Origin of the sequence: Pseudoalteromonas sp. BSi20480 (assembly GCF_000241365.1) — a bacterium.
GTDB lineage: Bacteria > Pseudomonadota > Gammaproteobacteria > Enterobacterales > Alteromonadaceae > Pseudoalteromonas > Pseudoalteromonas marina.
In genome coordinates, this window is record NZ_BADX01000043.1 from 1 (window position 1) to 23,008 (window position 23,008).

The following is a 23,008-nucleotide window of genomic DNA, read 5'->3' on the forward strand; positions in this document are numbered from 1 at the left end:
TTTCAAATTAAGCTTGCAAAAGTAAGCTTTTTTCATCGTAGGTTACCACTTTGTCACGGCCAGTTTCTTTAGCAAGGTAGAGTCGTTTATCGGCGTTCGCTAGTAACTCTTTTATAGTCTGCTCGCCGTTTATTGTGCTACTGACGCCTGCGCTCACCGATAAATTTATATCGTGCCCCTCGTAATAAAATGGATAACTGCTTATGCTTTCGCGTAGTACTTCGGCATTATTTCTGGCATCACTTAATGAGCAGTTGGGCAACAAAATGGCAAATTCTTCGCCGCCGATCCTGGCTGATATCTCTTCATTTAAAAATTGTGATTTTACATGCTGAGCGATCCACTTTATGGCTTGATCACCGGCCTCGTGGCCATAGGTATCGTTAACGCGTTTGAAAAAATCAATATCGAGCAAAATAAGTGAAATATTTTTGTTTTGGTAAAGAGGTAAACTTAACGCGTTTTTCCTTTTATAAAAAACCACGGCGGTTAAATAGTTGACTCAAAACGTCGGTATTAGCAATGCTGGCAAGCGTATGTTCTGTATTAGATGCTAATAAGTAAGGGAGTAATAATGCACTGCAAGTGGCTAAAATTAAATGACTGCTTAAAATGAGCTCTAATGGTTCTAAATAGGTTGTCTCGCTTAGGCTTAAAATAGGTAAAGCAAGCAGCACTGTTTGAACAAACATAAGCAAACTATGGATTAAAAAGCAGGTAATTAATGCCTTTTTTTGTAAGGTTGCAACAAAGCTCATAGTGGTAATGATGTAAGCAGAAAATAAGTATAACCCTGCAATAATAAAGCTCGTTACCATTTGTGCCGCGGAGTAAGGGTACACTGATAATAAAATTACAGCGGTAAAAAGTAGCAAATAGTAAATAGGGCGTAAGTTTAAAGGTTTGCTGTATTTGTATTTATGTAGTCCCAGAATAATTAAAAATGGGCTGAGTATTATAAAAATATTCGCTAAATAACTCGTAATAAAAGGAAAATTAAGTATTAGTTTTAAACATGCGAGTAGTTCAGCAAATGAAAATGCAATGCACGCTAAACCAAAAATTAAAAAAGCAGATTGTTTTTTGTAATTATGAACAGATAAAAAAAACAACCCAATTAGTAGGTTAAGTATAAAAGAGAGACCAATCACAGTAGGCAGGTGCAGCATTCATTTTCGCTTTTATTAGGTAATTGTGTCTGACTAACTTAAGTATTATGTATTAATCATGAAAGGTCAATATGGGTAAATAGTAGTGGTTACACATATCGTAACTGAATAGAGTATACACAGAAGATAATTAACGCCAGCTAAACCAAGCTGTCCAAGGCCGATTTAAGGTTCTCGTAATGAAAACGATAGTTATGCTTTTGTGCTTTGGTTGGCACTACAAATTGCCCGGTAGTGAGTAAGTCAGACATTTCACCCATTAATACTTTCAATACAAATGCAGGCATGGGCATAAAAGCAGGACGCGATAATGCATTACCCAAGCGTTTACTAAACTCTGAGTTACTAACTGGGTTTGGTGCTACGGCGTTTATTGGCCCCGAAATTTCAGGGTGTTTCATAATATATAAAATAAGCTGTGTCATATCGTCTATATGTATCCACGACATACCTTGCTCTCCGTCACCAATTGGCCCGCCTAAACACAATTTAAATGCGGGAAGCATCTTGCTTAATGCACCACCTTTTTTAGCTAATACAATACCGGTTCGTAATAGGCAGACTCGTGTTTTTTCAGACTCTGCTTTTAATGCTGCGTCTTCCCAGTCTTTACACAGCTGATGACTAAACTCATTGTGGGGATCTGTAAAGTTTTCATCTATGCGCTTGTTGCTTTGGCGTCCATAGTAGCCAATAGCACTGCCTGATATAAACGTGTGTGGAGGGTTAGTACTTGCTGCAATAGCGTGGCTAATTTGCTGCGTTATATTAATGCGGCTGTCACGTATAATTTGCTTCTGTTTATCGCTCCAACGTTTATTAACGATTGGCTCACCGGCTAAATTAATAACAACGTCAACGGTATTAAAATCAACAGCGCTTATGTCAGTGACTGCTTTAATTTTATGACCCAATAATACATTTGCTTTTGTGGCATTACGGCTAAGCACGGTAACCGTGTTATGGTGCTCTAAAAAAGGACATAAATGTTGGCCAATTAGCCCAGTAGCACCTGTAACAAATATATGCATATTGAATCCTCAAATTATAATTGTAGCAAGTGTTTTTAATTTATACTCACTAGCATGTAGTTTCTATCCTTGATACGAAGTAACAAGGGTTATGATCACTTTGTAATTATTTCATTTCATTAGGTTTTGCCTTACACTGTGGCCTTATTACAAATAAAAGGATGAATAAAGTGGCAGGTTTAACGGGTGTAAATAAAAGCTTAATTGTTTTTGCTGCTTTAGTAGTGGTATTGGCAGGGATCAAATCAGCAAGTGTCATTGTTATTCCTTTCATATTAGCGGCATTTATTGCCATTATTTGTAATCCACTAATTAAATTTTTTGCACGTTATAAAATTCCTAAAGGCATTGCAGTGATGCTTGTGGTGCTAATTATTGTTGGGCTTGGAGTCAGCTTAGGTGGCTTAGTTGGCCAGTCCATTAATGATTTTTCACAGCAGCTTCCTGAATATAAAGCCCAACTCAAAGAAGAGTTTATTTGGCTTGTAGACCTCGCCTCCCAGTACAATATTTTAATTAATAAAGAACAACTCATTTCGATGTTTGACCCAGGCAAAATGGTTGATGTAGCAACTAACATGCTGACAGGGCTTGGTGGCGTAATGGCAAACATGTTTTTAATAATCTTAACGGTTATTTTTATGCTGTTTGAAGGCCCACTGCTAAGCAATAAAATACATATGGCTCTTGAAGATCCTGATAGTAAAATGAAGCAAATTGACCGATTTTTAGAATCAATTAATTCTTACTTGGCTATAAAAACACTCGTAAGTTTAGCTACCGGTATTATTGTGTCTGTTTACTTGTGGGTTCTAAATGTTGACTACTTTATATTATGGGGTGTTTTAGCATTTATGTTTAATTACATTCCGAATATTGGGTCAATTATTGCGGCTGTGCCTGCCGTGTTACTTGCCTTAATAACTCAAGGTCCTCTAATTGCCGGTATGGTAGCGGCGGGTTACTTAACAATAAACACGGTGATGGGCAACATTGTAGAGCCTAAATTTTTAGGTAAAGGGCTTGGCCTATCAACCCTTGTTGTATTTTTATCTTTAATATTTTGGGGGTGGCTACTTGGTACAGTAGGTATGCTTTTATCTGTTCCATTAACAATGATTGTTAAGATAGGCCTTGAAACAAGCATAGAAGGTAAATGGGTTGCTACATTATTAGGCAGTGGTGAAGATAGCGCGATGCGTTAACCTTCAGCATTTATAGCCAATATAACCCATTTGAATTGCTATATAGCACTTAATGCGTCATCAACAGCGTTAAGTGCTCCCTCTAAATAACCTGCTTCTTTTTTCGCGAATTCACTTCCTGCTAAGTGAATATTTAAATCTCTTAGCTCACTTGTTAGTTCACCTAAATAGAAATCAGGGTGTTGTGAGGGTTGTGTTTTATCGTCGTTATTGGCAACAAATTCATCCTCAGCCCAATCTTTTATAAAACAATGTGTGGGGTTTCTAGCGGCTTCGCCGTAAAAATAGACCAGCTGGTTAATACAAGCTTCTATTAATTGTGCTTCGGTAACTTTACTGCGAGTGGCGTATGGCACGCCGATAAAGCCAAATAAGGCAGCATGCTTATTGTGTTCTGCACTTGCATCATGTATTTCAACCATGGGTCCGACTCGGCTAAAGCATTGCCCAGATAGATTGCGTTCTCGCCAAAAGGCGTAATCGAATGTGGCCACAAATTTAGATTGTCCTGCCATCCAAGTGGGCGTTGTGGTCAAACGATTTATAAGCCTCTCACTTGCCCAAAAATTAGGTGTTAGATGTTGGGTGATCATTCGTGGAGGCAGGGCAGTGAGCACTGTGTTTGTTTCAAACTGCTGTATTTTACCATTGTTATTGACTGTTAATTGCCAGTTATCATTACTTTTTTTGAGTTCTGTTACGCAATGATTTAACAATATATGCTTTGAAGGTAGCTGTTTATAGAGTGCCTTGATTAAGGTACTCATGCCGTGTTTTAGCCTAAACAATTGCATTTCGCCAGCGCCTGCGATTTGTTGAACTGCCTGATTAGGCGCTTGGTATAACACATCACCATGATTGTATTGCTCAAATATCGATAAGTTGAGCGATTTGACCAATGATTGAATTTTTGGTTGATGAGGAAAAATCCACGTCGGACCAAGATCAAACCCAATATTTTCATTTTTTATTGAATTTTCACAATAAATACGCCCACCTAAACGTGGTTTGGCCTCTAATAATAAAAACGCAATATTACGTTCATGCAATTTTGTTGCAGCATAAAGCCCTGCAAGTCCGCCACCAATAATTATTATAGGCTTGGCCATTAGTTACCTTTTTGAGTTTAACAATCTACTAGTAGGTAGTTTGTTTTGTGTGCGCACTATTGTCAAGTGAGTATGCGAGGTAGTCGTGTTATTTACACGTGCTTTAAAAAGGTTGTTTTAAGGATTCTGTAAACTGATTTACTAACTGAATTTCACAGTGCTTGTAGCTTATAGCGGCTGCTTTTGCATTAGGAAGTTTTAATATGTAGCGCCACTGACAGGCGCTTTCAATGTACTTCTCATTATTTTTTATACTGCGCATAAATAACTGCAGCACTTGGGTATTGCCCGTTGCTTCTTCAGATTGGACTAGTTCGTACTTGCGTTTTTGTATCCAAGTCCCTTGCTCTTGTTTGGCTTTATCGAGCTGGGTGTCAAGGCATTGTATGTAACGCTTAGATTCATTCATAGTTGGCTTATCAACCAATTGGCACACAGCATTAGAATAAGCACTGCCACTTATTATAAGGAGAAAAAACGAAAACAAGTTTGCATACGTGTTATTTTTTATCATGGTAATTAAACTCTAATATAAATTGTGCGCCGCCTAGCTTGCCGGCTTCAGTGATTGTCAGTGTGCCATGGTAAGATGTAACCAAGTCCGAGACAATGGCCATGCCAACACCATGCCCACTTTGGTATGTATCTAGGCGTGTACCGCGTTTAAGTAATGATTCACGCTTATCTTCTGGCACACCCGGGCCGTCATCACTTATACCTATACATAATGTTTTACTTTGCACCACTTGTACCGTTACTTGAGAACGACACGCTTTACAGGCGTTATCAATTAAGTTGCCTAATAACTCCATTAAATCGGTTTGGTCACCTAAAAAGTAGTCTTTATCAGAAACTATACAATCAAAAATAATATCTTTGTCGCGATAAACTTTAGCCATTGCACTTAGTATTGAGTCGATAACTGGTTTTATAGGCGTTTGTTTTTTCCACGTATCTGATGCGCCAGTAGCTGCACGCTTTAATTGGTGTTCGATCATCACATTTATACGGTCTAACTGTTCTTGTGCGTCAGCATCATTTGCAAGCGGGCTTGATTTAAGAACAGCTAGTGGGGTTTTAAGTGCGTGCGCTAAATCGCTGAGCGATGCTCTGTAGCGTTCTTTTTGTCGTTGCTGAGATTCAAGTAACAAGTTTAAGTCGGCTTTTATGGTTTGTAGCTCAATCGGATAAAGGCCTTTAATTTCTTGTATATCACCAGATTCAATGGCTTTTATTTCTTTATCTAAGCGCTGTAGTGGGCGAGCGCTCCAAATAAAACCGATAGCCATTAAAATTGTTATGGCAATACCCATAACAAACATCCACTCAACAAGTGTTTGTTTAAACCCATCCATTAAACGAAGTAGAGCGTCGTTACGCTTTACTAAAATGAACCGAGCCTGCTCGGACTGATCAATGTTATTTAATATTACGGTTAAACTAAGCTGCCAATAAACCGTATTTTTGTATTCTACGCGCCTAAAATCAGCGGCACCGGCTTTAGTTTCTATTTGTTGAGGTACAAAGTCGACATTCACCGCTGACTCCGAATGCCAAATTGGCTCTTCATCTCGGTAAATCATTGCGTAAGTGTCAGAGTTTAATCTGTTAAGCTCAGGCGCTAATATAGTGCTTGGCATAATTATGCCATGTTCAGTGAAGTCTACCTCAGATATGAGAGAATAGAGTTGAGCTTCTAGCGTTTTTTCTGTGGCATCGACCAAAGAGGCATAATAGGCTTTGCCAATTGAGTAAAACAAAATAGGCAGTGCCACCAATAAAACAAAGACAAGGATAAATCCTTGCCTTATTTTTAGTGATACTTGCGGTCCTACCACTGACTTTTTAGCCTGTAACCACGGCCACGTAACGTTTCAACTGGGTTGAGGGTGCCTTCTGGGTCTAACTTTTTACGTAGGCGTAAAACAAACACTTCAATTACATTCGAATCAAGGTCGAAATCCTGATCGTAAATATGCTCAGTAAGCTCTGACTTAGAAATAACCTTTTGTGGGTTTACCATTAAGTATTCAAGTACTTTATACTCATAAGCCGTTAGACTTAACTCTTTGTCATCGACCCAAACTTGTTGCGAACGGGTGTGTATTTTTATAGGTCCTGCTGTCATTTCAGGGTTAGCTTTACCTGCACTGCGGCGAATAAGTGCGTTACAACGCGCTGCTAATTCTTCAACATGAAATGGCTTTGTTAAATAGTCGTCTGCACCGGCATCTAGCCCTTCAACTTTATCTTGCCAGCGATCACGGGCTGTTAAAATTAAAATTGGAATTGTCACGCCTTGGGCACGTGCTTTGTTAATTAACTCAATTCCGTCAATTTTAGGTAAACCCAAATCAACCACAGCCATATCCAAAGGGTATTCCGTAATATGAAATAAACCAGCTTCACCATCGTGACATAGATCCACGCTGTAGCGTTCTTTCTCTAATGCATTTCGTAGGTTGTCTGCTAAATGTAGATCGTCTTCAATAACTAAAATTCGCATTTTTTAATCCTTTTTCACTTCGCCGGTTTTTTTATTAATATGTAAATCAACGACGTGGCCGTCAGATTTGAGTATTCGTACGGTATAAAACTCTGGTTTTTCAGTTATTTTAAGCGTTTTACCGCCAATACTTTGTTTAGCAAGTATTACCGCTTTCTTTTTATCCACCGGTTGGTCAACCTTTTTAGTGGGCGTAGCCGAAGCTTGGCTGTTGCTAGCAAAGCTAACACAAGCAATAAAAATGAGGCTTAATAATACGCGCATAACAGAAACTCCTAGACCAGATAACCTTAGTTTAATTAACTAAGTTACTAAAATTCAAGTAAAAACGTTAAATCCGTAATTACATTAGTAATTTTAATTAAAAACGTGTGAACAAATCCTGAATTACAGGTTGGCTTGTAACAACACGCTGTTATTTATACTGGAAACACTTTTTTGAATGGTTTAACAATTGTATTCACGTATACGCCACCTGAAACGTAAGGATCATCAGTTGCCCATTCACGCGCAGCTTCTAGCGAATCAAACTCTGCAATAATAACTGAGCCAGTAAAACCGGCATCTTGAGGGTCTTCATTATCAACCGCAGGGAAAGGGCCGGCGGTAAGTAGCCTGTTTTGTGCATCAAGCTCTTTTAAGCGTTCTAAGTGCGCTGGACGTGCGGCTTTTCGTAATTCAAGGCTGTTTTCAACGTCTGTTGAGTAAATCATGTACAACATAATAGATTCTCACTTAAGTTGTTAAATTTAATTATGCAAATAGTACCACAGAGCTCAAATTTGGCTAACTAAAAGCGTATACACTTAGGTTTACAGTTGGATTTTATTTTTAACGCTAATTGCTTGAAAACCGCTGTATAACACTGGTAGAGTCGCTCAGATACTCAAAATAATAAAAAGGTTTTATACATGAGCGATAATAGAGAGCGATTTAGCTCCCGTCTCGGATTTATACTGGCTGCAGCTGGTTCTGCCGTTGGTATTGGTAATTTAGTGGGTTTTCCCGTTTCTGCTACTAAAAATGGTGGCGGCGCATTTTTATTAATTTATGCTCTATTTGTCGTGTTTATTTGTTTACCCGTGATGATGGCAGAAATGGCCATGGGCCGAAATGCTCAAAAAGATCCGCTCGGTTCATACAAACTTTTAGCAAATAACGATAAAAAATGGAAATTTGCAGGATTTTTAGTCCGTTTTAACTCCATTTATGATTGCCGTTTTTTATATGGTAATTACAGTGTGGATTTTTGGCTACTTGATACAGGCGGGCATGGGTAACTTAGATGCGTTAGCCGACCCAGCCCATTTTGGAACATTTATTAACAGCTACACGGTATTTGCTTATATGGCTGTGGTGGTTGTTATTGTTAACCTTATTTTACTCGGCGGTGTAAAACAGGGCATAGAAAAAGCGGCTAAAGTATTAATGCCAGCATTGTTGGTGATGCTGTTGGCTTTGGTTGCTTATGTTTTAACGCTAGATAACGCATTGGCAGGCGTTGAGTATTACGTTATTCCTGACTTTTCAAAAATGAGTGCTAGCGTATTAAATGGTGCATTGAGTCAAGCGTTCTTCTCTTTATCGCTAGGTATGGGTATTTTAATGACCTATGCGTCTTATATTTCTAAGAAAGACGACATAGTTAGTAGTGCAAAAATGGTGGCTATTACAGACTCACTAGTCGCGTTTGTTGCCGGCCTTATGGTTTTACCCGCTATATTTAGTTTTGACCCAAATACTAACCCGGAGTCGTTATCAGACTCGTCTGTATCAATGATTTTTGTTTATTTACCTAAAATTTTATTAGCATTACAAAACGATATTGGCTATGTAGGGGCTTCAGTTGTCGCCTTTTCATTCTTTTTACTTGTATTTTTTGCAGCAATAACGTCTTTGGTTTCAATTGTAGAAGTACCAACGGCAACATTGAGTGATCGTAAAGGTATTAGTCGTAAAAAAGCTTTAGGTATACTAACGCTTAGCACAGGCTTACTTACAATTATATGTACTATGTCGTTTGGTATGGTTGACAGTTTAACGTCGTTTACCAGCTATGGCGGTGCCAGTAAGAGCTTTTTTGATATTGTAGTTGATGTATTTTACGACACTATTTTACCTCTAAATGGCTTAATGGTGTGTTTGTTTGTAATGTATCGATGGAAAAAAGCGCGTTTAACACAGGAACTAAGCCAAGGTTCACCTAGCTACGAAGGCAGCATGATGGAGAAATACGTGAACTTTTCTCTTTCAACGTTTATCCCATTTATTTTAGCTGTGATATTTATAAACACGGTTGCTACCAAGTTCTTTGGTTTAAAGTTATTTGGCTTTTAAAATGTAAAGTATAAAAAAAGCCGCGCTTGCCGCGGTTTTTTTGTGCCTAACATTTAGGTTAAAGCACCTGAGTCTAAATAACTCCCAATACCTAGAGTAAACATCCAAATTCCCCACAAGCTATGCTCAATAACACATACAAAGGTTGAGCGGCTTTGAGCGTAAGTATACGAAAATAACAACCCGCCTAAAAAAGCTAAACATACCGCAATCAAATTTGCATAAACTATATGAGCCAGTGCAAACACAGTGGCACTTACAATAATTCGCATACTTTTTTTAGGCATAATGTGTTTATAACGATGAAAAAAATAGGTTCTGAAAATTAGCTCTTGAGGGATAACCGACAACACGGGGTATAGCAGTAACAAAAGCAGCCAATCATTAAAAGAATTACGAGGGAGGGCAAACCAGTTTTCTTGATGGATGATCCCGTAAAACATACCAGAGAAAACGGCGCCTAATAAAAAGAAACTAAACAGACGATTTTTTACAGCAGAAAACTGTCCAAAGCTGGTAAGCCTGAAGCGTTTAAAGTGTGGATCGCTCAACAAAAGCATGCAACATACGCTCATTAATATTATAAGCGCAGGAAAAAGCCAATTTGCTAAATGGCTGCGTAAGCTAAAGCCTACTAGCGGTAAAAAAATAAATATGAGGGTAAATTCAAACCAACGGTATTGATTAGCGTTCAAGGTCGTCTCAGGCTGTTTTTTTATAAACTAACAAGCTAAGACGACATTTTTATGACGAAAACTAGTTTACAGCTTCGTCATCATCAGGGAGGTATTTGTAAAGGGCAATAATTGTGGCAAAAATACTAACAAACGTAATAGCCATCAAGCCAAAGACTTTAAAGTTTACCCAAAAGTCGAGTGAAAAGTTATACGCTATGTATATGTTAAGTGCTGCAATACCTGCGGTAATAGCTACCCACATTAAGTTTAATTTATCCCATAATGGCTCTGGCACGGTTATTTTTTTATCTGTGTCATTTGCGTTTTCTAAAATAGCGGTTAGTGCCTTTTTTACTAAGTTTTTATTGAGTATGTAACGACTCACAAGCAGCATAATGCTGAAACCCGCGTATATAATAGTGGCTTTCCACTTTACAAATTGCTCATCATGAAACACAAGCGTTAAGGTGCCAAACACGGCGGCAATAGAAAAGAAGATCCACTGGCGGGTCGGTACTTTCCCATGTTTGTAATAGCTAAATATGACTTGAATAAGCGATGTTGCAATTAATAAAGCTGTTGCCCAGTAAATATCTACAAGCTTAAACACTGCAAAAAACAGTATAAGTGGAATGTATTCAATTAATGCGTGCATATACTACCTAAATTATACAAAAATAAATTACAGCGTTTTTACCACATAACACTTGGTAACTACAAGGTTGACTTAAAGCCCTGTAAGCCTTAGCCTGCGTGGCTTTATTTATTCATCATTATATTCCCACGCTAAACGTATTCATTGTTTACGTGTATTTAGGAGCCTTATATGAACAAAACTCAACTTATTGCCGAAATGGCAAAACACAGTGAACTCACTAAAAAAGATTCACAAGCCGCTCTTACAAGTATTCAAAAAGTGATTACTAAATCGTTATCTGAAGGTGATCAGGTGCAAATTAATGGATTTGGTACGTTTGCACTTAGCTATTATCCGGCACGCACTGGGCGCAATCCACAAACGGGCGAGACAATCGAAATAGAAGGGGCTAACAAGGCCGTTTTTAAACCAGCTAAAGCACTTAAAGATCGCCTTTAATACTTCACTTCTACTTACCTTTTTATTTGTACTATCTAGAACAACGCTCTTTTAACGTCATGTAGATTATTCATTAATTATAAATAATTTACATGGGGTTATATCATAAATTAAAATTTAATATAATTTTCAATGACTTAAATTTGGCATCCGTTCTGCTTATTGTTTAGTGCGTTAAACACTTAATTAATTTATAAGGAGAGCCAAATGAATACATTACAATCGCGTACACCCCTAAAAGGTAAAAAAATTGCCATTTTAGCCACTGACGGTTTTGAACAAAGTGAATTGTTTTCTCCTCGCGATGCATTATTAAATGCGGGTGCAGAAATAGAGATCGTCTCTATCAAAGAAGGTCAAATAACTGGATGGAATGAAGATAAATGGGGCGAAAAAGTATCAGTAGATAAACTCGTCACCAATACAAACTCTGCTGATTACGATGCATTAATGTTACCCGGTGGGTTATTTAATCCAGACAGCCTTCGTCAAGACAAACACGCAAAAGCCTTTATAGACGGCTTTTTTGGTGCAGAAAAAAACAAACCAGTTGCTGCAATTTGCCATGCACCATGGTTACTGGCAGAAATTAACAAGTTACGTGACCGCACAATCACTTCTTTCCCAAGTATTAAAAGCGATTTAATGAATGCAGGCGCAAACTGGGTAAATGAGGAAGTGTGTGTAGACAGAGGTTTAGTAACCAGCCGCAGCCCAGAAGATTTAGATGCTTTTAACGCTAAATTTATTGAAGAAGTGCTAGAAGGTAAGCATAAAGCACACTAAATTTTAATAATGAAAAAGGGCATTTAAATGCCCTTTTTATGTGTTTAAATCTAAGTTTACTTAAAGCTCTGTAGCGGCTTTCATGTTGCTAACAAACGTTTTTAGTTGTGCTGTCATTGCATCTAAATCATCAAGATTGGCTTCAATAATCTTTACCACTGCAGAGCCTGAAATGGCACCGGCTGCTCCTGCATTTAATGCTGATTTCACATCGTCTGGCGTTGAAATACCAAAGCCTAATAGAGCAGGGGCTGCATGGTACTCTTTTAATTTATTTACAATATTACCAGCGGGCATTTGTGCTTTGGTATCAGTACCTGTTACGCCTGCACGTGAAAGTAAATAAGTATAACCGCGTCCATATGAAGCACACTGGCGAAGAGTGTCGTCATCTGCATTAGGTGTTGCAATAAATATTGGGTCAACCCCATTGTCCATTGCAGCCTTTCTAAACATTTTAGACTCATGCAAAGGAACATCCGCTACCAAAATAGAGTCTACCCCTACGGCTTTTGCATCTTTGTAAAACGCTTCTAAGCCACGTTTAAACACTAAGTTTGAATATAATAATAAACCAATTGGAATATCTGCATTGTATTCACGAATTTCTTTAATGATGTCAAAGCAATCTTGGGTGTTAATATTCACATCAAGCGCACGAATATTAGCGGCTTGGATAACAGGGCCATCGGCTATTGGATCTGAAAAGGGAATACCCAGCTCTAGTCCGTCAGCACCACCATCAATTAAGCTTTTAATGATAGCAATGCTCTGCTCTTTACCTGGATCGCCAATAGTCACAAAGGGAACAAACGCACCTTGATCTTTCTCATTAAGTGCAGCAAACATAGCGCCATAACGGTCCGTCTTAACTTGGCTCATAGCTGGCCTCCTTCAGATAATACTTTGTGTACATGTGCTAAATCTTTATCGCCACGGCCACTTAAATTAATTACGATTACACTGTCTTGCGTCTGCTCTTCTGCATATTTTAGCGCGTAGGCTAAAGCATGGCTTGACTCCAGAGCCGGAATAATACCTTCGTTTTTAGCTAATGACTGAAACGCGTCAAGTGCCTCAGTGTCACTGATACCTACATATTGTGCACGGCCAGTTTCATGTAAAAATGCATGCTGTGGGCCTACCGCTGGGTAATCTAGACCCGCTGATACAGAGTATGATTCTTCAATTTGGCCATCATCGTTTTGCATAATGTAAGTGTATGTACCGTGTAGTATACCTTTAGTACCCTTACAAATAGTGGCGCCGTGTTCATGGGTGTCTAAGCCTTTACCCGCTGGCTCTACACCAATTAGTTTTACGCTAGGCTCGTCAATAAAATCGGTAAACATACCTATAGCATTTGACCCACCACCCACGCAGGCTATAACGGCGTCTGGTAAGCGACCTTCAGCTTCAAGCACTTGTTGCTTGGCTTCTTCACCAATTACTTTTTGGTATTCGCGAACAATTGTTGGGAATGGGTGAGGGCCCGCCGCAGTTCCTAGTAAGTAGTGCGCTTCTTGGTAGTTAGCTGACCAGTCACGTAGCGCTTCGTTTACGGCATCTTTTAATGTGCCAGAACCCGCTGTAACAGGAATGACTTCTGCGCCCATTAATTTCATTCTAAATACATTAGGTTGTTGGCGTTCAACGTCTTTCGCACCCATGTATATACGACATTTTAAACCTAAAAGTGCGCATGCTAAAGCAGTAGCAACACCATGCTGACCTGCGCCGGTTTCAGCAATCACTTCTTTTTTACCCATACGTTTTGTTAATAACGCTTGGCCAAGCACCTGGTTTGTTTTGTGTGCACCACCATGAAGTAGATCTTCACGCTTTAAGTAAAGTTTAACCTTTGGGTTTTTAACTAAATTACGCGTTAAAGTAAGAGGCGTAGGGCGACCCGCATACTCGTTTAATAATTTGCTAAGTTCTGCCTGGAACTCAGGATCTTTTTGCGCTTTGTTAAATTCGTTTTCTAACTGCTTAAGTGCAGGGACAAGCAACTCGGGTACAAACATACCGCCAAACTCGCCAAAATAAGCTGGATTTTGCATTTTAACCTCAATAATTTCTGATACTTGTAAAAGCATGATGTAATTTGTTTGGGCACTTTTTGCCCGGAGCGTCTTCAACCCCAGAATTTAAGTCAAGGCCTAAGGCACCTTGATAAAGCGCATCTTTAATATTGTCTGGATTTAAGCCACCAGCTAGCATAAACGGTGTTGTTGCATCGCGAAGAAGCGACCAATCAAATACTTTTCCTGTTCCACCAGCTTGTTTATCACTGTGAGTGTCGTACAAGTGGCGGTCAACGCCATTTACAGGAGTAGGTAGCTCATCTTTAATTGCTTGTGCTTTCCAAATTTCACAATTGCTAGGTAACTGTGTACGCAACGCTTTAATGTAATCGTCACTTTCTTGGCCATGTAATTGAACTGCCGCTAATTTTAACACACTTGCGGCGTGAGCAACTTTCTCTGTTGGCTCATCAACAAAAACACCCACAAACTTGAGGGGGGCTGATTGCGTTATGGCTTGGGCGCAATCTAAATCAACACAACGTGGAGACTTAGGATGAAAAATTAAACCGCCATATATAGCGCCCGCATTATACGCAGCTTGCGCATCTTGGCTGCGAGTAAGTCCACATACTTTATTTTCCCCAAAAATAACCCGGCGACATGCTTGTTCTAAATCAACTTCGGCCATCAGCGAGCTACCAATTAAAAAGCCATCGCACAGCGGTGCTAAGCGTTTAACGTCTTGATGGGTATAGATACCTGACTCCGAAATAACAACTCTATCTTCAGGTATTAATTTACGTAGTTTTTCAGTAGTAGCTAAATCGGTACTCAAGTCACGTAAATCACGGTTATTAATACCAATAATTTTAGCATTTAGGTCAAGTGCTCGGTGTACTTCTTCTTCGTTACTTACCTCGGTTAGCACCGCCATATTGAGTGAATCAGCGACCTTATGCAGTGCTGTGTATTCTTCATCATTAAGTACCGAAAGCATAAGTAAGATAGCATCGCCACCATAAATACGAGCCATATAAACCTGATACTCATCTATGAAAAAGTCTTTACAAATAAGTGGCTGATCAACTTGGCTACGTACAAACTCTAGGTAGTCAAAGCTACCTTGAAAGTATTTAGTATCGGTGAGTACGCTCATGCAGCTTGCATATTTTTTGTAAGCTGCAGTGATTTCAGTTAAATCAAAAGGTTCTCTTATTAACCCCTTAGAAGGGGACGCTTTTTTACATTCTAAAATAAATTGCGTACCGGGTGCCGCCAATGCTTTATAAAAATCACGGCTGGTTGGCACCGCTTGATCTTTAAAACTTTCAAGCGGACGAGCGGCTTTTCGTTCAATTAATTCTAGCTTTTTATCAGCAACAATTTTGTCTAATACATTAGCCATGACTTACCTCAATAATTGCATTTAATGTGTCCATGGCTTTGCCTGAACTTAAAAGTGAGTGTACTTGCTGTGCGCCATCTTTAAGTGAGTCAGCTTTACCTGTTAGATATAAAAGAGCAGCAACATTTACCACAATAGCGGCGTTGTGCGCATCAGTGCCTTTGCCTTGTAAAATAGCAACGCTTGCATCAGCGTTATATTGTGGGCCTTCACCTGCTAGTTGTTCAAGTGAATAGTTTGCAAGGCCGAAGTCGCTTGGGTTGAGCGTGTACTGGTTTATTTCACCGTTGTTTAATTCAACAACATGCGTTGGCCCATGAAGGGCAATTTCGTCAGTGCCAGAACCGTGTACGATCATTGCGCGTTGTGTGCCTAATGTTTTAAGCGTTTGCGCCATAGGCATACATAGGGACTCGTCGTAGACCCCCAATAATTGCACATCAGGCGCCGCAGGGTTAGCAAGGGGGCCTAGAATATTAAAAATAGTTCGTGTTTTAAGTGCAGTACGCACACCCATCGCATGGCGCACACCGCTGTGATAATGAGGTGCAAACAAAAATGTAAAGTGTGTTTGCTCAAGGCATTTTGCTGCTTGTTCAGGGCTCATATCTATATTAATACCAAGCGCTTTGAGTAAGTCGGCAGAGCCTGAGTTACTCGACACACTGCGGTTGCCATGTTTTACCATGTTAATACCCGCTGCAGCTGCGACAATAGCGGCAGTGGTGCTGATATTAATAGTATTTGACCCATCGCCACCGGTGCCACAACTATCTGCAAGTTGTGAGCAAGTAGTATTAAAAGCCACTGCGTTTTCACGCATAGATGCCGCAGCTCCCGCTATTTCATCACTCACTTCACCTTTCATTTTAAGACTAATAAGCAAAGCAGTTAGCTCAATATCGCTCATGTTACCTTGCATAATTTCATTAAATAGCGCTTTTGATTGGCTATAACTGAGTGATTGCTTAATCGTAAGTTGCTCAATTGCGTGTTGAACATTAAGTACGTTGGTTAAATGTGTACTCATAACGTCCTCTTAATTATTATTTGTTAGGTAAGCAACACTTTGTTGCAGCAACATAGCCCCGTTGGGCGTTAGTATTGATTCAGGGTGAAACTGATAACCCAGAGCACCGTCATCATGGTGATAAATAGCCATAGGAATATCTTGGTATTGTGCTATTACCTCTATGCTATCAGGTACTTGCGTAGCCATTAATGAGTGGTAACGTGCGACCGGCATTGTCTCGCCCATATTTTCAAACACAGGGTGTGTGCTTAGATCAATAATTGATGACTTACCATGTACGGTTTCACCCGCATGTCCGATTACTCCGCCATAACTTTGTGTTAACGCTTGTTGACCTAAACAAATACCCAGTATAGGAAAGTGGCCTTTACACAGCGCAATAAGATCCATGAGGCAACCAGCATCGCTTGGTGTGCCTGGGCCTGGTGAAAGTACAAGTAATACTTGGCCTTGCTCTTGGCGCATTTTATTAAAAATAGTATCGGCGCTTATGTTATTTCTATACACAACAAGCTCACCACCGAGCATAGTTAGTTCGTCTACCAAGTTGTAACTAAACGAGTCAAAGTTATCTAAAAAGTAAATTTTGATTGGCTGTGATGCACCCATGTTATACCGCCTCGAAAGTTGATTTGATGGCGGTAATAACCGCTTGAGCTTTAGCGCGAGTTTCGTTAGCTTCAGATTGCGGGTCTGAGTCAAATACAACCCCGGCACCGGCTTGAACATAAGCCATGTTGTTTTTAACAAAGGCAGAGCGAATAACAATACAGCTGTCCATTGCGCCATCACCGGTTAAATAACCTACTGCGCCACCGTAACTGCCACGTCGTTTTCCTTCTGTTTGGCGAACTAATTCTGCTGCGCGAACTTTAGGCGCGCCTACTAAGGTACCCATGTTCATGCATGCTTGGTAAGCGTGAAGTGCATCAAGTTCTGGTTTTAATGTACCAACAACACGTGAAACTAAATGCATAACTTGCGAATAACGGTCTACTTTTAATAGCTCTTTGGCATGACGTGTACCTGCAACACTAATGCGTGCTACATCGTTACGGGCTAAGTCAACAAGCATTAGGTGTTCTGCACGTTCTTTTTGATCGTTTCTAAGTTCAAGTTCAATACGGCTATCTAAATCGGGGTTTATTTGCCCATTAGCAAATTTACCACGAGGGCGCGTTCCTGCAATTGGATACACTTCTACCTGCTGGTTATTAATATCGTATTTAAGGGCTGATTCGGGTGATGCGCCAAATAAAGCAAAGTCCTCATCGCGCATGTAAAACATATAAGGGCTTGGGTTTTGTTGTTTTAATTGGCTATACGCATGTAAAGCATTAGGGCAAGGCAGCGAGAAAGTACGAGAAGGAACAACCTGAAAAATATCACCGTCTACAATGTTCTTTTTAAGTTTTACAACCTGCTGACAGTAGGTGCTGTCGCTTATGTCTACATTTACCTCACATTCGCCTTTGTTTAATGGGGCGCTGTATTGGGCTGCGTTATCGCAAAGGCTATTTAACTGCTCTAGCTGTTTGCCTACTTCAAAGCAGTTTGCGTGTACGTCTGGGCCGTTAAACACGTTACCGATAAGTTCGGTGGTCTGTTTTTGGTGGTCTATTACAACTAATGTTTCAGCTAAATAAAATACATAATCAGGACAGCTGTTCTCGCCATCGGGAACGTCACTTAACTGTTCAAAGTTTGCAACCATGTCGTAGGCAAATACACCACCTAAAAATAGAGAAAATGGATTGTCGGTGGTGCTTTTGATTGAGTTAATACAAGTTCGTAGGGCACTAAATGCATTATCGGCCACTAGTTTACTTGCTTCATCAATGTCGTTACTTGTACTCAAGTAATTTAGGGTTAGGGTTGTATCGTTTAATTCTGCATTGCAGTTTTTAACATGAGCTTGTAAGTAACTTAACAGCTGGTGGCCATTGTTTGACTGGGCTGTAATCGTGACTGTTTTGCCTTGGCAAACAATGCGCAATGCGCAATCGACTAAAATTAAACTTTTTACACTGTCTTTAGAATCAATTTCAGCCGATTCAAGTAGCAGTGAGTTAGGTTTATCAAGTGCCGCGTACAGCGCAAGTGGACTACTGATGTAGTCGCGTGTTTGCGTAATACTCGTTACTTCACCCGGCGTAGTTGTTATATGACTAAAAATCAAACCTCATTCCCTCAAAAAAATTAAACCCCGCAATGCTGTGCAATGCGGGGTTTGAATAACGATATCTAAATTACAAACAGATCATTACCGTCCCGCTATACCAGGCGCCACCACCAATGATGTGTAAGAGTAATACCGTTATTCATGTTTTCTGCCTCAAATTTATTATGTATTTATTAAAATTTAGTTATAAAAAAACCCGCATATTTGCGGGTTTTGAAATTTTGTCAGACACGACAATTCATCACCCGATAATTACGAGTGCCACCACCAAATTGTGTTTAGGTTTGAATTGTTCATTGTTTTTAATTCTTTATGTGTCTTAAAGTGGCTACAGTAAAACGTATCTAGTGCTTTTGTGTCAAGTGTTTATTTAAAACAATTTAATGAAAAAACTTGTTATACTTGAATAAATACCTTCAAACCTTAATTTTAAGCAGTTTTCTTTTGATAAAATATGATTTACATAGCCACACAACACATTCAGACGGACATTTAACGGTTGAAGAATTATTAAACCGTGCAGTAGATAAAAATATTGATGTGTTTGCTATTACCGATCATGACACTGTGGCAGCTATTAAACCGGCTCAATCATTTATTAAGTCTGAGAATCTTCCGCTGTCATTAATCACAGGTACAGAAATATCGACAAAGTGGGAAAGCTTTGAGATCCACATTGTCGGGTTAAACATAAATATTGATAACGAAGAGCTCGATGTCTTATTAACTGCACAGCAGCAAAAGCGAGAGGAACGGGCTACACAAATCGGCTTTCGCCTTGAAAAAAATGGCTTTGAAGGCATTTACGACCAAGCTAAAGAACTTGCTTTAAATGGACAAATTACACGTGCCCATTTTGCACGTGCATTAATGCAGCGTGGAGTCGCTAAAAATTTCCCTGGAGTATTTAAAAAGTATTTAGGGCGAGGTAAAACGGGGTACGTACCAAGCTGTTGGTGTGATATGCAAACCGCTATTAAAGCAATACATGCAGCAGGAGGGGTGGCAGTGCTTGCCCATCCAAGTAGCTATAGAATGTCTAATAAGTGGCTGCGAAAACTGTTAGTTGAATTTAAAAATGCAGGGGGAGATGCAATGGAAGTAGCGCAACCTCAGCAAGCACCTAGTGAACGTCAATTTTTAGGTGAACTCAGCCGAGAGTACGAATTATTATGTTCACAAGGCTCAGATTTTCATTTTCCGACAAGCTATTTAGAGCTTGGTAAAAATTTATACTTACCTAAAGATTGCCAAGGTGTTTGGCAAGTTTGGGAAGGACAAGAAGGGGCATTAACATGAGTCAATTATTTCATATTCATCCAGATAACCCACAAGCAAGGTTAATAACTCAAGCTGTTGATATAATAAAACAAGGTGGTGTTGTTGTTTACCCTACCGACTCTGGCTATGCAATTGGCTGTAATATTGGTAATAAGCAAGCCAAAGAGCGTATAGAGCGTATTCGTGGCATTGATAAAAACGACAATTTTACACTTGTATGTCGTGATTTATCAGAGTTATCTACTTATGCACGCGTTGATAATCAATTATTCAGACTGATTAAAAATAATACGCCGGGACCTTATACCTTTATTTTTAAAGGCACAAAGGAAGTACCTAAGCGTTTATTAAACGATAAGAAAAAAACGATTGGCATACGTGTTATTGAGCACCCAATAGCATGTGCACTGTTAGCCGAGTTGGGCGAGCCACTAATGTCATGTTCGCTTATCTTACCCGGACAAGAATTTACAGAGTCGGACCCAGACGAGATTTTAGATAGGCTTGATAAGCACGTAGATCTTATTATTCACGGTGGATACTTACCAGAGCAGGCAACAACCGTTATTGATTTGTCCGAGGACGATGTAAAAATACTGCGTGTTGGCTGTGGTGATGTGAGCCCGTTTGAGTAATTAAACGTGGCTTCAACGACTAAACTTCCACCAGTAATTAATGAGCCAGTGCAGCAAAATCTGCCACTGGCTTTTTTGCATGGAAAGGCCGTTGTTGATAAACCTGAAGACTTATATATTCCACCCGACGCACTTGAAGTTATTTTAGAAACCTTTGAGGGGCCGCTTGATTTACTTCTTTATTTAATAAAAAAACATAAGCTTGACGTACTTGAGCTTTCAATATTTAGTATTACAGAACAATATGTTAGCTATGTTGAAATGATGAGCGAATTTCAATTAGAGCTAGCTGGTGAGTATTTAGTCATGGCGGCATTGTTAGCGCAAATAAAATCACGGCTGCTTCTTCCTGTTCACGAAGAGCTCGAAGAAGAGGAAGACCCTCGTGCTGAACTAATTAAACGCCTACAAGAATACGAGCAGTTTAAAAAAGCAGCTGAAAATTTGGATGATATTCCTCGTGTTGGCCGTGATATTTTCGTTGCTCATGCGGTAATGCCCATTAACGACGATAAAAGCAAAAACCTACCCGAATTAGAACTCAAAGATTTAATGCTTGCCTTAAGTGAAGTTATGGCGAGAGCTAAAACCTTTGAGCATCATCAAATAACAGCAGAGGTGTTATCAACCCGCGAGCGCATGAGCCAAATATTACAACAGCTTTCCAAAGCAAAGAGTGCAATTGTGTTTAACGAACTTTTTAAAGCATCAGAAGGTCGCAGCGGGGTTGTCGTAAGCTTTATAGCTATACTTGAGCTTATCAAGGAAGGGCTTATTACTTGCCTGCAAGTTAATGAAGAGAGCTTAATATACGTAAGTCTCACTGAATAGCCGCTTCGAGTAAAACTGAAACACTCTCTTTAACCACTAAATTCCCCTATGTAAACCACTTATGTGCATATACGCACACAAGCTGTTTGCACATGCTATTTTACTGCGCACTTCTTTTCTATATCTTGTCGTTATCAAAACACAGGATATTAATTATGTTTAAAAACACACCACTCTCATATGGGTTAGTTGCCATTATATTGCATTGGTTGATGGCGTTTACCGTTATTGGCTTATTTGGTTTGGGTTTATACATGGTTGAACTTACCTACTATGACAGTTGGTACAAAGGTTCTCTTGATTTACATAAAAGCATTGGAATTACGCTTGCAGCTATTTTGATTTTTAGAATTTTATGGCGTGTTTTTTCTAAACAGCCAAAACCGCTAGGTACAAATACTAAAGTCAATCAACTAGCACATACTGCCCACATAGCTATGTACATTTTATTAGCTGTGATTGTGGTAGCTGGTTATTTGATCTCAACTGCTGATGGAAGGCCCATTGAAGTTTTTACCCTGTTTAATGTGTCTGCTCTCGACTTTGTTTTTGATGATCAAGCTGATATAGCAGGAAAAGTTCATTACTACGGTGCATGTATATTAATTGGTTTTGTTGTTTTACATGCATTGGGTGCACTAAAGCACCATTTTATAGATAAAGATAAAACTTTAACAAGAATGATTACCCCATTGAAGGAAGATTAATATGAACAAACTATTACTAAATACAGCTGTATCGGCGGCTCTCGTTTTATCAGCATCGGCTGTAAATGCTGCTGAATATGTTATTGATACAAAAGGGGCGCATGCTTTTGTGAACTTTAAAATAAAACATTTGGGTTACAGCTGGCTACATGGACGTTTTAATACGTTTGACGGTGAATTCAATTATGACGCAGAAAAACCTAATGCTTCACAAATAATGGTAAATATAGATACAACCAGTCTTGATTCTAACCATGCAGAGCGAGATAAGCACTTACGTGGTAAAGATTTTTTAAATGTTGATAAATACCCAACGGCTACATTTAAAAGTACTAACATTACATTTAACAACGATGATTCAGGCAAAGTAACTGGTGATTTTACATTACATGGTGTGACAAAAAGTATTACCTTTGAAATAGATAAAATAGGTGAGGGTCAAGACCCGTGGGGTGGTTACCGTGTTGGATTTGAAGGCGAAACAAGCCTTAAATTAAGTGACTATGGCATTAACTATAATTTAGGACCTGCGTCGACGCATGTTGATATTGGGTTATTTATTGAAGGTATTCGTAAATAAGCAGGGCTGTAATTATACAACTAACTTTGGAAGCGCCACATTACGTGGCGTTTTTTTCTTAGTTCATTCTTGTTTTTAGCAATGGCTTTAAATGCTCGGGCAACCACTTTGATAAGGCATTTATGTATGCATCAGTTTGTTTGATTACTTTAAGGTGTTTGTTTAGCAAAGCAATATTTTTAATCCCTTGCTCGGTTTTAGTGCAACCTATAAAACCATAGCTTAACGCAGGTGCTTCAGTTAATGGTCTTTGGGTTAAGTTATCTTGAAAGTTCATAGATTTAGCTAAATAAAAATGTTCACTTGGGTAGCCAAGTAAAATATCAATGCGTTTTAAGTTAAGCATATAGGTAAGACTAGCTAAGCTATCTCGGGTAGGGCGAATAACAATGTCAACATCGGGCGTTT

The 23,008-nt window shown here is 39.2% G+C and carries 25 protein-coding genes and 2 pseudogenes; 9 read left to right on the plus strand and 18 right to left on the minus strand.

Annotated elements, in window-relative coordinates; translation table 11 throughout:
• Positions 1–7 precede the first annotated feature (7 nt).
• The 3 genes from P20480_RS19770 to P20480_RS13830 form a co-directional block, all read right to left on the minus strand.
• On the minus strand, positions 8–415 hold the full coding sequence (locus P20480_RS19770) for a GGDEF domain-containing protein (RefSeq protein WP_008127712.1): 408 nt from the start codon (positions 413–415) through the stop codon (positions 8–10).
• 55 nt (positions 416–470) lie between these two features.
• Positions 471–818, minus strand: a complete 348-nt coding sequence (locus tag P20480_RS19775) for a hypothetical protein (RefSeq protein ID WP_238530284.1) — start codon at positions 816–818, stop codon at positions 471–473.
• A 491-nt stretch (positions 819–1,309) separates the two neighbouring features.
• Positions 1,310–2,200 carry a TIGR01777 family oxidoreductase gene (locus tag P20480_RS13830; RefSeq protein WP_008127716.1) on the minus strand — a complete coding sequence of 297 codons (891 nt, stop codon included), beginning with the start codon at positions 2,198–2,200 and terminating at the stop codon, positions 1,310–1,312.
• A 170-nt stretch (positions 2,201–2,370) separates the two neighbouring features.
• Between P20480_RS13830 and P20480_RS13825 the strand changes: the two genes are divergently transcribed.
• Positions 2,371–3,405, plus strand: coding sequence for an AI-2E family transporter (locus P20480_RS13825; protein ID WP_008127717.1), 1,035 nt, complete (start codon positions 2,371–2,373; stop codon positions 3,403–3,405).
• A gap of 38 nt (positions 3,406–3,443) precedes the next feature.
• Here P20480_RS13825 and P20480_RS13820 read toward each other — a convergent pair whose 3' ends face one another.
• From P20480_RS13820 to P20480_RS13795, 6 genes are all read right to left on the minus strand, one after another.
• The gene (locus tag P20480_RS13820; protein WP_008127719.1) at positions 3,444–4,514 is read right to left on the minus strand and encodes a flavin monoamine oxidase family protein; all 1,071 of its coding nucleotides are present in this window, start codon (positions 4,512–4,514) and stop codon (positions 3,444–3,446) included.
• Positions 4,515–4,617: 103 nt separating this feature from the next.
• Positions 4,618–5,028 (minus strand): hypothetical protein, encoded by a 411-nt coding sequence (locus tag P20480_RS13815; protein WP_006792225.1) that lies wholly within the window; start codon positions 5,026–5,028, stop codon positions 4,618–4,620.
• Positions 5,015–6,352, minus strand: coding sequence for an ATP-binding protein (locus P20480_RS13810; protein WP_033025090.1), 1,338 nt, complete (start codon positions 6,350–6,352; stop codon positions 5,015–5,017). The genes P20480_RS13815 and P20480_RS13810 overlap by 14 nt, the downstream gene beginning before the upstream one ends.
• On the minus strand, positions 6,346–7,020 hold the full coding sequence (locus tag P20480_RS13805) for a response regulator transcription factor (RefSeq protein WP_008127723.1): 675 nt from the start codon (positions 7,018–7,020) through the stop codon (positions 6,346–6,348). The genes P20480_RS13810 and P20480_RS13805 overlap by 7 nt, the downstream gene beginning before the upstream one ends.
• Positions 7,021–7,023: 3 nt before the next feature.
• On the minus strand, positions 7,024–7,284 hold the full coding sequence (locus P20480_RS13800; RefSeq protein WP_008127725.1) for a PepSY domain-containing protein: 261 nt from the start codon (positions 7,282–7,284) through the stop codon (positions 7,024–7,026).
• Between the two features lie 155 nt (positions 7,285–7,439).
• The gene (locus tag P20480_RS13795) at positions 7,440–7,742 is read right to left on the minus strand and encodes a YciI family protein (protein ID WP_008127726.1); all 303 of its coding nucleotides are present in this window, start codon (positions 7,740–7,742) and stop codon (positions 7,440–7,442) included.
• Positions 7,743–7,931: 189 nt separating this feature from the next.
• Here P20480_RS13795 and P20480_RS17750 point away from each other — a divergent pair.
• Positions 7,932–9,357: pseudogene (locus P20480_RS17750) on the plus strand (sodium-dependent transporter).
• Positions 9,358–9,410: 53 nt separating this feature from the next.
• Here the strand turns inward: P20480_RS17750 and P20480_RS13790 are convergent.
• Both P20480_RS13790 and ispZ read right to left on the minus strand, forming a co-directional pair.
• The gene (locus tag P20480_RS13790; RefSeq protein WP_006792219.1) at positions 9,411–10,052 is read right to left on the minus strand and encodes a CPBP family intramembrane glutamic endopeptidase; all 642 of its coding nucleotides are present in this window, start codon (positions 10,050–10,052) and stop codon (positions 9,411–9,413) included.
• Positions 10,053–10,113: 61 nt separating this feature from the next.
• A complete protein-coding gene (gene ispZ, locus P20480_RS13785; protein ID WP_008127733.1) occupies positions 10,114–10,689 on the minus strand; it encodes a septation protein IspZ in 576 nt (191 codons plus the stop codon).
• A 171-nt stretch (positions 10,690–10,860) separates the two neighbouring features.
• Here ispZ and P20480_RS13780 point away from each other — a divergent pair, with 171 nt between their 5' ends.
• Positions 10,861–11,130, plus strand: coding sequence for an HU family DNA-binding protein (locus tag P20480_RS13780; protein WP_006792217.1), 270 nt, complete (start codon positions 10,861–10,863; stop codon positions 11,128–11,130).
• A 207-nt stretch (positions 11,131–11,337) separates the two neighbouring features.
• Positions 11,338–11,916 carry a type 1 glutamine amidotransferase domain-containing protein gene (locus P20480_RS13775; RefSeq protein WP_006792216.1) on the plus strand — a complete coding sequence of 193 codons (579 nt, stop codon included), beginning with the start codon at positions 11,338–11,340 and terminating at the stop codon, positions 11,914–11,916.
• Positions 11,917–11,976: 60 nt separating this feature from the next.
• Here the strand turns inward: P20480_RS13775 and trpA are convergent, their stop codons facing one another.
• The 6 genes from trpA to P20480_RS13745 are packed head-to-tail and all read right to left on the minus strand — an operon-like array spanning position 11,977 to position 18,563.
• The gene (trpA, locus tag P20480_RS13770; RefSeq protein ID WP_008127739.1) at positions 11,977–12,798 is read right to left on the minus strand and encodes a tryptophan synthase subunit alpha; all 822 of its coding nucleotides are present in this window, start codon (positions 12,796–12,798) and stop codon (positions 11,977–11,979) included.
• Positions 12,795–13,979 carry a tryptophan synthase subunit beta gene (gene trpB / locus P20480_RS13765; protein ID WP_006792214.1) on the minus strand — a complete coding sequence of 395 codons (1,185 nt, stop codon included), beginning with the start codon at positions 13,977–13,979 and terminating at the stop codon, positions 12,795–12,797. The genes trpA and trpB overlap by 4 nt, the downstream gene beginning before the upstream one ends.
• Before the next feature lie 7 nt (positions 13,980–13,986).
• On the minus strand, positions 13,987–15,351 hold the full coding sequence (trpCF, locus tag P20480_RS13760) for a bifunctional indole-3-glycerol-phosphate synthase TrpC/phosphoribosylanthranilate isomerase TrpF (RefSeq protein WP_008127742.1): 1,365 nt from the start codon (positions 15,349–15,351) through the stop codon (positions 13,987–13,989).
• Entirely contained in the window at positions 15,344–16,381 is a 1,038-nt protein-coding gene (trpD, locus tag P20480_RS13755; RefSeq protein WP_008127743.1) for an anthranilate phosphoribosyltransferase, read from the minus strand. Before trpD ends, trpCF begins: the two co-directional genes overlap by 8 nt.
• A 9-nt stretch (positions 16,382–16,390) precedes the next feature.
• The gene (locus P20480_RS13750; RefSeq protein WP_008127746.1) at positions 16,391–16,993 is read right to left on the minus strand and encodes an aminodeoxychorismate/anthranilate synthase component II; all 603 of its coding nucleotides are present in this window, start codon (positions 16,991–16,993) and stop codon (positions 16,391–16,393) included.
• Position 16,994: 1 nt separating this feature from the next.
• Positions 16,995–18,563 (minus strand): anthranilate synthase component 1, encoded by a 1,569-nt coding sequence (locus tag P20480_RS13745; RefSeq protein ID WP_008127748.1) that lies wholly within the window; start codon positions 18,561–18,563, stop codon positions 16,995–16,997.
• Between the two features lie 447 nt (positions 18,564–19,010).
• On the opposite strand from P20480_RS13745, the gene rnm reads away from it, so the two are divergent.
• From rnm to P20480_RS13720, 5 genes are all read left to right on the plus strand, one after another.
• Entirely contained in the window at positions 19,011–19,865 is an 855-nt protein-coding gene (gene rnm, locus P20480_RS13740; RefSeq protein WP_008127750.1) for an RNase RNM, read from the plus strand.
• Complete coding sequence (locus P20480_RS13735; RefSeq protein WP_006792208.1) at positions 19,862–20,482, plus strand: L-threonylcarbamoyladenylate synthase; 621 nt, start codon at positions 19,862–19,864, stop codon at positions 20,480–20,482. The genes rnm and P20480_RS13735 overlap by 4 nt, the downstream gene beginning before the upstream one ends.
• 6 nt (positions 20,483–20,488) lie before the next feature.
• Positions 20,489–21,313, plus strand: a complete 825-nt coding sequence (locus P20480_RS13730; protein WP_008127753.1) for a segregation and condensation protein A — start codon at positions 20,489–20,491, stop codon at positions 21,311–21,313.
• Between the two features lie 155 nt (positions 21,314–21,468).
• Positions 21,469–22,020, plus strand: a complete 552-nt coding sequence (locus tag P20480_RS13725) for a cytochrome b (protein ID WP_006792206.1) — start codon at positions 21,469–21,471, stop codon at positions 22,018–22,020.
• Position 22,021: 1 nt separating this feature from the next.
• Entirely contained in the window at positions 22,022–22,600 is a 579-nt protein-coding gene (locus P20480_RS13720; RefSeq protein WP_006792205.1) for a YceI family protein, read from the plus strand.
• A gap of 58 nt (positions 22,601–22,658) precedes the next feature.
• Here P20480_RS13720 and P20480_RS17755 read toward each other — a convergent pair.
• Positions 22,659–23,008 (minus strand): annotated as a pseudogene (locus tag P20480_RS17755) (hypothetical protein); the annotation flags it as partial.

Coding starts and splice junctions, on each gene's coding strand:
- P20480_RS19775 (WP_238530284.1), bottom strand. CDS start 818: ATGGTAACGAGCTTTATTATTGCAGGGTTATACTTATTTTCTGCTTAC.
- P20480_RS13830 (WP_008127716.1), bottom strand. CDS start 2,200: ATGCATATATTTGTTACAGGTGCTACTGGGCTAATTGGCCAACATTTA.
- P20480_RS13820 (WP_008127719.1), bottom strand. CDS start 4,514: ATGGCCAAGCCTATAATAATTATTGGTGGCGGACTTGCAGGGCTTTAT.
- P20480_RS13815 (WP_006792225.1), bottom strand. CDS start 5,028: ATGATAAAAAATAACACGTATGCAAACTTGTTTTCGTTTTTTCTCCTT.
- P20480_RS13805 (WP_008127723.1), bottom strand. CDS start 7,020: ATGCGAATTTTAGTTATTGAAGACGATCTACATTTAGCAGACAACCTA.
- P20480_RS13800 (WP_008127725.1), bottom strand. CDS start 7,284: ATGCGCGTATTATTAAGCCTCATTTTTATTGCTTGTGTTAGCTTTGCT.
- P20480_RS13795 (WP_008127726.1), bottom strand. CDS start 7,742: ATGTTGTACATGATTTACTCAACAGACGTTGAAAACAGCCTTGAATTA.
- ispZ (WP_008127733.1), bottom strand. CDS start 10,689: ATGCACGCATTAATTGAATACATTCCACTTATACTGTTTTTTGCAGTG.
- P20480_RS13780 (WP_006792217.1), top strand. CDS start 10,861: ATGAACAAAACTCAACTTATTGCCGAAATGGCAAAACACAGTGAACTC.
- P20480_RS13775 (WP_006792216.1), top strand. CDS start 11,338: ATGAATACATTACAATCGCGTACACCCCTAAAAGGTAAAAAAATTGCC.
- trpA (WP_008127739.1), bottom strand. CDS start 12,798: ATGAGCCAAGTTAAGACGGACCGTTATGGCGCTATGTTTGCTGCACTT.
- trpB (WP_006792214.1), bottom strand. CDS start 13,979: ATGCAAAATCCAGCTTATTTTGGCGAGTTTGGCGGTATGTTTGTACCC.
- trpCF (WP_008127742.1), bottom strand. CDS start 15,351: ATGGCTAATGTATTAGACAAAATTGTTGCTGATAAAAAGCTAGAATTA.
- trpD (WP_008127743.1), bottom strand. CDS start 16,381: ATGAGTACACATTTAACCAACGTACTTAATGTTCAACACGCAATTGAG.
- P20480_RS13750 (WP_008127746.1), bottom strand. CDS start 16,993: ATGGGTGCATCACAGCCAATCAAAATTTACTTTTTAGATAACTTTGAC.
- P20480_RS13735 (WP_006792208.1), top strand. CDS start 19,862: ATGAGTCAATTATTTCATATTCATCCAGATAACCCACAAGCAAGGTTA.
- P20480_RS13725 (WP_006792206.1), top strand. CDS start 21,469: ATGTTTAAAAACACACCACTCTCATATGGGTTAGTTGCCATTATATTG.
- P20480_RS13720 (WP_006792205.1), top strand. CDS start 22,022: ATGAACAAACTATTACTAAATACAGCTGTATCGGCGGCTCTCGTTTTA.